Annotated in this window: 6 protein-coding genes; 1 reads left to right on the plus strand and 5 read right to left on the minus strand. The window is 44.7% G+C overall.

All coding sequences use genetic code 11. The features are described 5' to 3' along the window. Window positions 1–38: 38 nt before the first annotated feature. The 3 genes from F0364_RS07170 to F0364_RS07180 form a co-directional block, all read right to left on the minus strand. Window positions 39–746: a phosphatase PAP2-related protein gene (locus F0364_RS07170; RefSeq protein WP_153797087.1), complete on the minus strand. Its 708-nt coding sequence runs from the start codon at window positions 744–746 to the stop codon at window positions 39–41. A gap of 251 nt (window positions 747–997) precedes the next feature. Then, window positions 998–1474, minus strand: a complete 477-nt coding sequence (locus tag F0364_RS07175) for a response regulator (RefSeq protein ID WP_153797088.1) — start codon at window positions 1472–1474, stop codon at window positions 998–1000. A 363-nt stretch (window positions 1475–1837) separates the two neighbouring features. Next, window positions 1838–3688 (minus strand): tetratricopeptide repeat protein, encoded by a 1851-nt coding sequence (locus F0364_RS07180; protein WP_153797089.1) that lies wholly within the window; start codon window positions 3686–3688, stop codon window positions 1838–1840. A gap of 372 nt (window positions 3689–4060) precedes the next feature. Between F0364_RS07180 and F0364_RS07185 the strand changes: the two genes are divergently transcribed. Continuing rightward, window positions 4061–6187 (plus strand): PKD domain-containing protein, encoded by a 2127-nt coding sequence (locus F0364_RS07185; protein ID WP_153797090.1) that lies wholly within the window; start codon window positions 4061–4063, stop codon window positions 6185–6187. 1 nt (window position 6188) lies between these two features. Here F0364_RS07185 and F0364_RS07190 read toward each other — a convergent pair whose 3' ends face one another. Both F0364_RS07190 and F0364_RS07195 read right to left on the minus strand, forming a co-directional pair. Beyond that, entirely contained in the window at window positions 6189–7310 is a 1122-nt protein-coding gene (locus F0364_RS07190) for a carboxypeptidase regulatory-like domain-containing protein (RefSeq protein ID WP_153797091.1), read from the minus strand. A gap of 263 nt (window positions 7311–7573) precedes the next feature. Beyond that, window positions 7574–8035, minus strand: a complete 462-nt coding sequence (locus tag F0364_RS07195) for an NUDIX hydrolase (RefSeq protein ID WP_153797092.1) — start codon at window positions 8033–8035, stop codon at window positions 7574–7576. Between the last annotated feature and the right edge of the window lie 208 nt (window positions 8036–8243).

Below are 8243 nucleotides of genomic sequence, written 5' to 3' on the forward strand. Positions count from 1 at the left end.
AATCCGGAAGCACGGGAGGTTAATATTCTGCTGTACTTCTATATTGCAGAGGGTGCAGCCAGCTTTTTACCAATTCTGTAGGCCAGGTAGGTAAATACGGGGGCCGCAATTACGTCAAAAGTATAATGTACGTGTTGCACCAGTACACAAATACCCACTACCAAAGTGGCAACAAGGGCAGCAATTTTATCCTGTCTTTTGTCCAGGCATAAGAATATAAGAAACTGAGAAGCCGTATGGCCAGAGAAAAAGAGGTCTTTGGTTACAAAATGTTTTCCATAAAAAACATTGCTTAATGGGTCAACCAGGGGGATCAACCCTTCCGGAGCATTTAATGGCACCAGGAAGATGGCCAGTAACCTTAGCACGGTGACCACCAGAAAGCTGTAGATACAAACCAAAAAAAGTTCGGGTTTTTTTAAACTCCTGGCAATTATCAGCGCAGTCATACTCCAGATGGCAATGAATACCGGGATAGAAACATTGTGAGGCTTTACAGACTGCAGAACAAAATCATTAATGGTGTAACCTTCCCGGTTTTCTATATACCTAAAGAAAAAAGGCAGTGTAACAAACAGTATTGCGGTAAGCAGCAGCGCTGTTATCAACTTTCTTTTAAATAGCAACTGGTTCCATGCGCATTTCCATGGTTTTTGTGGCAGGCTAATTTCTAATTCGTAAGGTTGAGACATTTGTTGTATGAAGGTATTGTGCATGCCGCCCGTTAACTGCGGCAGATTGAACATTATTTTATTGTAAATTTTTCCGGAGCACAAAAATATAAGTCCCGGCTATATTTTCAAACTTTTAAAGTCGGGCGGTAAATTGTATGGAAAAAGTAGGTCGAGGAATGACGGCAATAGATTTAGTTTTGGGGTTAACGACAGGCTGTACCTGGCTTAAAAAAGGAGAATATATGGAGATATGTCCTCCTGTTATACAATACCCGTTTAATACAAGATATCAGGGCAGCGTTGGCTGCCTGTTTTATATGTGATTAGTTGCCCGGTTGCCTGTAGCCGTTGTACCAGCGGTTGGATACAAAAAAGGACTGGCTGGGGTTATGATCCTGCTCACCAACTGATGCCATGTTGCTTTTAAGGCTAAAAATTTTTTCCAGGACCTCTTTTATCTGTAACAGCTCACTTTTGCCTTTTACTATATAATCGTAAGCCCCGCATTTTAGGGCACTTACAGCAACATCGGTATCAATTTGCCCTGATACGAACACGATGCAGATATCAGGAAAACGGCCTTTGATAATTTTTAATGTACTGAGCCCGTCAAGCGGGGCCATGTGGTAGTCAAGAAAAATTATATCAGGGCGTTGCTCAAGTTGATCTATGCATTTTTGGCCGCTGTTAAAGCAGGAAACGTTTTGATAACCAAGGTTAGTTATGTGCCGCTGGTAAATAAATAAATGAAGGGGATCGTCGTCCACGACGAAAATGGAATTGGATTTTGGTGCTGTCATTGTGAGAATAGATAATGGATTGGCGAATGTAACATATATAACTCAAAGTTTTGACTGCAAGCTACTTAACAGTAGATTTTAAGCAAGGCTTAATACAGGTAATAGTAGCTTAGGAACAAAACGGAGAGTAAAAACAATATAATTACTATCAGCATCCGGTTTTGAAACCGGATGTCGGGAATTTCATTGGTAGGCATATTGGATTTTTTTAGGTGCCTGCGAATATAAAACTTGCTGCGTAAATTTTACACACCTGGAGATTAAATCATCCTTAAGGCGGTGCGCCAGGTTCTGGCTTAGCACAGCATTATGCACCGTCGTGTGCAGCGCTGTTGGGCTGCATAACTTAAGCTGTACCCCAATTTAAAGTGGTTGCGTAAGGTCTTCCATCGCTTTTTTCAGTTTAAGCACATAAGGCTGGTATAACTGTGGGTTTTCGGCTGCCAGTTTCTCATAAATTTCAAGGGAGGCCTGGTACAGCACCCCGGCCTGCCCTGCATTATTGGTAACGCTGTACATGTAACCAAGGTTATAAGCTGTTTGCGCTACCTGGGGTTCATAAATGGCCGGGTACAAGGCAGCAAACCTGGTTCTTATCTCCAGTGCTTCCATATAGCACGCCTCGGCATTGCTATTGTATTTTGCGATAGTAAAAAGGCTGCCCAGGTTGTTTTGTGTTTGTGCCAGCAAGGGTTCAAAAGTTTGCGGGTTATAGGCTGCCAGCCTGCGCCTTACCTGTACAGATACCAGGTAGCTTTCAATGGCATTTTTGTATTTTTTTTGTTGTTGGTACAGGTTGCCCAGGTTGTTTTGTACATCTGCTACCCTTCTGAAATAATTTAATGAATCTACGGCCCGTAACCTTTCATTAAACAGCAGCGTTTGCAAAAAAGCTTTTTCAGCGTTAGCGGTATCATGCGTACTATAGTAAATAATGCCAAGATTGTTTTGAATATTTGCTGCCTCGGTAAAATAGGCAACAGAGTCTGCTGCCTGCAGGCTGTGCATTATATTGAGTGCCTGTTTGTAACAGATTACCGCTGAATCGTATTGCAGAAGCGCATGATAAAGGTTGCCCATGTTATTAATGGTTTTGGCAAGTGCCAGCCTGTAAGTTGGCAGCGAGTCTGCCAGCCTTATCCTAATATGCAGCGCTTCCAGTAAGGCTTTTTTTGCGGCATTGAAATTTTTAGACACGGTATATAGTTTTCCCATGTTGTTTAGCATGGAAGCCATAAAAACATCGTCAACGGGTAAACTGTTGCGGGTTAGGGTTATTGCTTTGTTGTAATAGGCTAATGCTTCATCGTTGTGGTTTAACCATTCCATAAAACGGGCATAACGGGCCAGGTAATCTGTATTGGCAGAATCCAGCAGTACCAGCAAATGATAACTGGCGGCAGCGCTGTCGTACGCAAAACGGTTTTTCTCAAGGTCTGCTTTCAGCAGTATGGCTTCTGCTGTTTGTCCACTCGTTAAGTTTAGCTGCTTTAAAAGCTCTTCCAGGTTAGAGCGTTGCTGTAAAATTTGCGCAACACGCCCGGCCAGGTCAAGCTTGGCTAATACGGCCAGGGCAGAGTCTGTATTACCCCGTTGGAACAGCAGGAACGCCTCCCTGAAAACAGGTGAAGCCTCATCCAGGTTAATAATTGCATAACTGCGTGCAAACTCTTTGGCATCATCGTCAACTGTTTTGGATTGTTTTTCCAGCATTTCTATTTGCCTGGTTAGTTGTGCTATGTAGTCCGTGTTTTCTTTATTAGTGGCCTGTAGCTTTTTAAGCTCGTTATTAAGCTGTGTAATCCTTAGTTCAAGCTGTTTCTGGGCTTCGGTTTTTCCTACATTGTAAATCTTTTGCCGGTAACCGGCTATTTTATCAGGGCTGGCCATGAATATTTTTATGCTGTCTTTTTGCCCGGCTACCGCTTTTAGCGATGTGGTATTTATTACCTGCAGCAAATCTTTTTTAACGGTAAAGCTTACCGTTACGCCTTCCCTTGTGCCAACGTAAATAAGGGTAAACCGGCCCTTTTGATCAGTCTGTTGGGTGCTGGCCTGCTGAAAATCGTCATCAATTCTTGCGCCGGGTACAAAAACAAGTTTGCCTGTTTCGGTTTTGCTGTTAAACAAGGTGATGACGCCATATATTTTAGTTTGCTGTGCGGCAGAAGTAACGGATAACAAAAAAAGGCAACAAACAAGAATGCTTTTCATGCGGCAGTGAATATGCAGGTTAAATTAATAAATGGCAGGCAGCTTTCATAATACCGATGAAAAAGGCTTATGCAAAACCTGCCTGCAAAAGAAGCAGCGTGTTACACCACGGGTGAGGGATTGAAGCGGTACCCCACTGACGGCTTTGTGCGGCGGCTTTGCGGCGGAGTAATAGCACAACCGAGCCAAAAGCAACTGAATGTTGCTTTTAACGAAGGTTGTGAACGCAATTCTGCCCGACCCGAGGCACAACCGGCGCCGGATAAGATAATAGCCGGAGATTTTGCTTGCTACTTGCATTTAACAATTGCCCATCGTATTTTGTAAAGGTGAAAGAGGTAATCCCCGGTTGATTTTCGCTAAATAACATGTATGAAAAACAAGCCACCTCTCCTTGCTCTTTTGTGCCTGCTGTACCTTGATGGCCTGGCACAGTCAAATAACCAACCACTTTTTCAGCCACTGTTTCCTTTATCAGATACCTTTCCTGCACAGGTAGTTTGGCAGATGGATGGCGACAGCGTTCGCTTTTCCAGCAGGTTACGGCCATTGCGGCAGTTGGCCGGCGCACCCACCAGTTACTACACATACTTTTGGGATTTTGGCGATGGCGCTTTTAGCTTTTTAGAGAAGCCCGCACACCGTTACGCGGATTCAGGCACGTATTATGTTCGCTTATATGCCACCAATTATTTTGATGACGGGCTTGCACCTCCATCAAAGCCATTCGCGGTAAAAGTGAATAAAAAACCAACAGGCCCCCGCAACTGGATGTCTGGTTTTTTCGCTGCTACAGATGGCAATGTCAAGCTCAAGGTAAACAGTGCCGACCATAGGCCCGGTGAAGATTTTGTATTGCTGATGGGCTATCAGAATAAGCTGGCCGAAAATTTAAATGGCACCCTTGTACTGTTTTTTAACGAACGGCAATTTAACCGGGAGCTTTTTGCATTGAATGATAAGCGGATGTTTAATGGGGAACAGAACAGCACGTTAAACACCCTGGCAAGCAGCCTTAAGGGTAAAAATAATTATGCACAAATAACCGCGCAAAACCAGCAAAGCACCCCCGGCCTGTTAAAAAATAACGGGAGCAATAGCCTGGCTGCCAGTGCCTCAAAAGAAGAATACCTGCCTGGCTACGAAGGGCCGCCTTTGCCGGAATACAACGCAAGTACAGCAAAGCTTTTAAAAACATTGAAGGAAAGATATGTTCAGAATACGGTTACGCGTTTTACCAACCTTACAAAAGCAGAGGAAAAGTTTATGTTCCTTACCATGAAAACACTGCCAACAGTAATACAGGATTCCAATGCCACCATTACCATTACTGCGTTACTGGTGCCCGATGACCCTAAACTGCAGCCCGAAAAATTTGACCTGGATATGCAGATAGCGGCATCCCACGACCCCAACCGGCTTTTACTGAAACCGCATTACATGAGCTATCGTTTTGCGGGCAAAAAGAAACAGTTAACCTATAAAGTACAGTTTGAAAACATAGGTAAAGGCCCGGCCCGGCGAATAGGCGTAAATGTGGCCATGCCCAAAGAGGTAAACATAAGCACCTTGCAAATTAAAGGCATAAGCCCCAGGTGCACCTGGTGCGATTCCGCCTACAGCAGGCAGAGTTGCATAGATACCACCGTAACTTCTGACGGTGTATTCTTTAGCTTTAAAAATGTGTACCTGCCGGGCATACAGCAAAACCTGGTAACCAGTAAAGATTCTGCGCAGGGGTTTATTGAATACACGGTTAACCTGAAAAAAAGGCCAAAGAAAAAACTGCCTTTTACAACAAGGGCTTCCATCATTTTTGATAAAAATGAACCCATTATTACCAACAAGGCTACCGCCAGGTTTTTGCCGGGTTTTTCGCCGGGTATTGTAGCGGGTTATACCATGTCACTATCCAACGGCGGTGTAAGCGCAAGAGGGCCGGTTAAAATAGGCTTTACGCTTGGGCCTTATGCGCCCTCAAAGCCTTTCTTTCAGTTTGAGCTGTACACCGGGCTTTTTGAGCGGGAGGAAAGGCTTACCGGGCGGGATAGCATGATAAACTTTAGCGAGCAGCCATATTATGGAGATGAAAAAAGGCGCGATACTTTTACAGTTTTTAAACGTAATGTACTGGAACTGGTGCCGCTGCACTTTCGCTATAACCTAAGCAACTGGGTGGGCATTGGCGTAGGTATGATGGGCAGGGTGGTGATGACAGAAGAACAGAAAAGTGAGTACAGGAGACATGTAACTATTACAGATGCTTCTTTAGACTTTCCACCCTGGCCTTTGCCGCATGATACAGTAATTGTGGCTCAGAGCAAGCCCATTACAACAAAAAGCAACTCCTTCTGGGATGGCAGTAATATTGCCACTTTTGTAGATGTACAGGTGGGCATGGTAAGAACAACAGGTATATCCGGCGGCCTTCGTTTCATCAGGCAGTGGAAGGGCAATATACCTAACCATTTCTTTTTGTATGCCGCGTTCCGGTTATAGTTTAGGGCTTGCTGTTTTTGGTAAGCGGCATATCAAGCTGCTGGTCTGTTTGCGGCCATATTGTGCCGCTTGCTGTGGCAAAACCTTCCTTATAAAAGTAAACGGTATATCGTTGTGCCTGTAAGGGTTCGGGCACATTTATCAGGTAGGCGCCCTGCTCATTGGTAAGTGTGCTCAGGCTATCCATTTTAACGGTTACCCCTGGTAACGGGTTACCATTGTAGGTTACAGTACCTTTTATTTTGTCAATGCCACGCAGGGTAACTTCCAGGTAAATGCTGCCATTGTTCTTAATTTGATAGGTTGAATCAGGGTGTGTTGACTGATAGGGCTCGCTAAAGGATATTTCCAGCTTGGCACTGCCACCCACCGGCAGGTTTTGAAAATTAACTTCGCCATTTTCACCAATAGTTTTTTCAAGCCTTGTGGTTTGCAGGCTGCCAGCCTTTCTTACATCCATAACTAATTTTCCCTGCTGTAATACAATATCCTGCCGGCCTTTTTTACCGTGTACAAAAACGGTAAGGCCGGTAAACTTTTCTTTTGGCCCAAAGCGGATTACAATAAAAGCCGTGACAATAATAATTATTGCGGCAACAACCATCATCATTCGTTTTTTTGCCTTTGACAGCCGCTCTTTAAATCTAATAACGCCCTGTTCGGCCAGCTTTTCCAGTTGGCCGTTAAAATGCAAAACAAATTGTTCGCTGCTCTTGTAAGCGGTAAAAAAGTGGCCATGCTGCTGCAGGCGTTCCTTAAAGGCGGTAATATCATCCGGGGCTGTACCTGTGCCTGGCGGCAGGTCTTTAATGTAGGTATAAATAAGAGGTTTGCCGGTTGTTTTAAATTGCGCAAAAGCGCTTTCAAATTCTTCGGCCGTGTACATGCCAATTTTTGTAAACAGCAGCAGTATAAAAATGTCGCAGCCCGCAATGGCTTTGTTGTATTCATCTTGCAGCCTTGTTTTAGACATGGCATCAGTAAAATCCTCCCACAACACCATTTCTAAAAAAACTCCCTTGTTAACCCACTCTTTGTTTTTGTTGTTAATAAAAATTTGTAGCTGCTCCCTGTCTGGCCGAAGTTCTGATGAGGAAGCAAGAAAAATGCGTGTTTTTTTCATAAAGCAGTATTACAACCTGAATGTTTTTTGGGGGTGCCCCCAAGCTATCGCAAGGGGTCGGGCTTTCCGCTATTACTCCGGCACAAGGCTCTGCTGCCAGGGCCTCACCGGGGTAACCGCTTCAATCCCTCACCCGAAAGTGCAACACGCTACGGGGAGTCATAAAAAAGGTTTTCATAACCCGGTTTTCCCAAGCTCAACCTAACTTCAACTGCTTAACTTGATGACATTCTCCCGACGCTCATCAGCTTTGCCAATGCTGGCTAACGATCCATCATCAGGGCCAGTTCATCAACCAGGGCTGCCTGGGCCGGGTTAATTTTTTCTTTTGCCTCATCCACAGAAAACCATGAACAGCGGTCAATCTCAGGAAACTCTTTCATGGTGCCCGAGTGTGGCGGCCATTCTATGGTAAAAGTATTGGATGCGATTGTTGTCACATCCATATCCCCTTCCAGCGCAAAAGCATGAACAAGCTTGCCGTTTTTCTGCTTAACCGCCTGTAGGGGAATAAAATTTCCTTTAAGCTCAACACCCGTTTCTTCTTTAAATTCCCGTTGTGCAGCATGAAGTATGTCTTCTCCATCGTCAAACTCCCCTTTGGGAATGCTCCAGGCGCCTGCATCTTTTTTAGCCCAGAATGGCCCGCCCGGGTGTGCCAGCATTACCTGCAACCCATCTTTGTTTTTTCTGAACAGTAAAATGCCTGCGCTTTGTTTGCCCATGTTTGTAAAATAGTAAATAAAATGGCAACTGCATACAGCGGGTGGTGGCAGGTAATAACAGCTAACACAATCTATCAAAAGAAGCGGCCTGTTACACCACCGGGTGAGGGATTGAAGCGGTTACCCCGGTGAAGGTTTTGTGCATGGGCTTTGTGCCGGAGTAATAGCGGAAAGCCCGACCCCTTGCGCAGCTTGGGGACACCCCCAA

It is taken from the genome of Foetidibacter luteolus (genome assembly GCF_009650435.1).
Taxonomy (GTDB): domain Bacteria; phylum Bacteroidota; class Bacteroidia; order Chitinophagales; family Chitinophagaceae; genus Foetidibacter; species Foetidibacter luteolus.

Coding starts and splice junctions, on each gene's coding strand:
- F0364_RS07195 (WP_153797092.1), bottom strand. CDS start 8,035: ATGGGCAAACAAAGCGCAGGCATTTTACTGTTCAGAAAAAACAAAGAT.
- F0364_RS07175 (WP_153797088.1), bottom strand. CDS start 1,474: ATGACAGCACCAAAATCCAATTCCATTTTCGTCGTGGACGACGATCCC.
- F0364_RS07170 (WP_153797087.1), bottom strand. CDS start 746: ATGTTCAATCTGCCGCAGTTAACGGGCGGCATGCACAATACCTTCATA.
- F0364_RS07185 (WP_153797090.1), top strand. CDS start 4,061: ATGAAAAACAAGCCACCTCTCCTTGCTCTTTTGTGCCTGCTGTACCTT.
- F0364_RS07180 (WP_153797089.1), bottom strand. CDS start 3,688: ATGAAAAGCATTCTTGTTTGTTGCCTTTTTTTGTTATCCGTTACTTCT.
- F0364_RS07190 (WP_153797091.1), bottom strand. CDS start 7,310: ATGAAAAAAACACGCATTTTTCTTGCTTCCTCATCAGAACTTCGGCCA.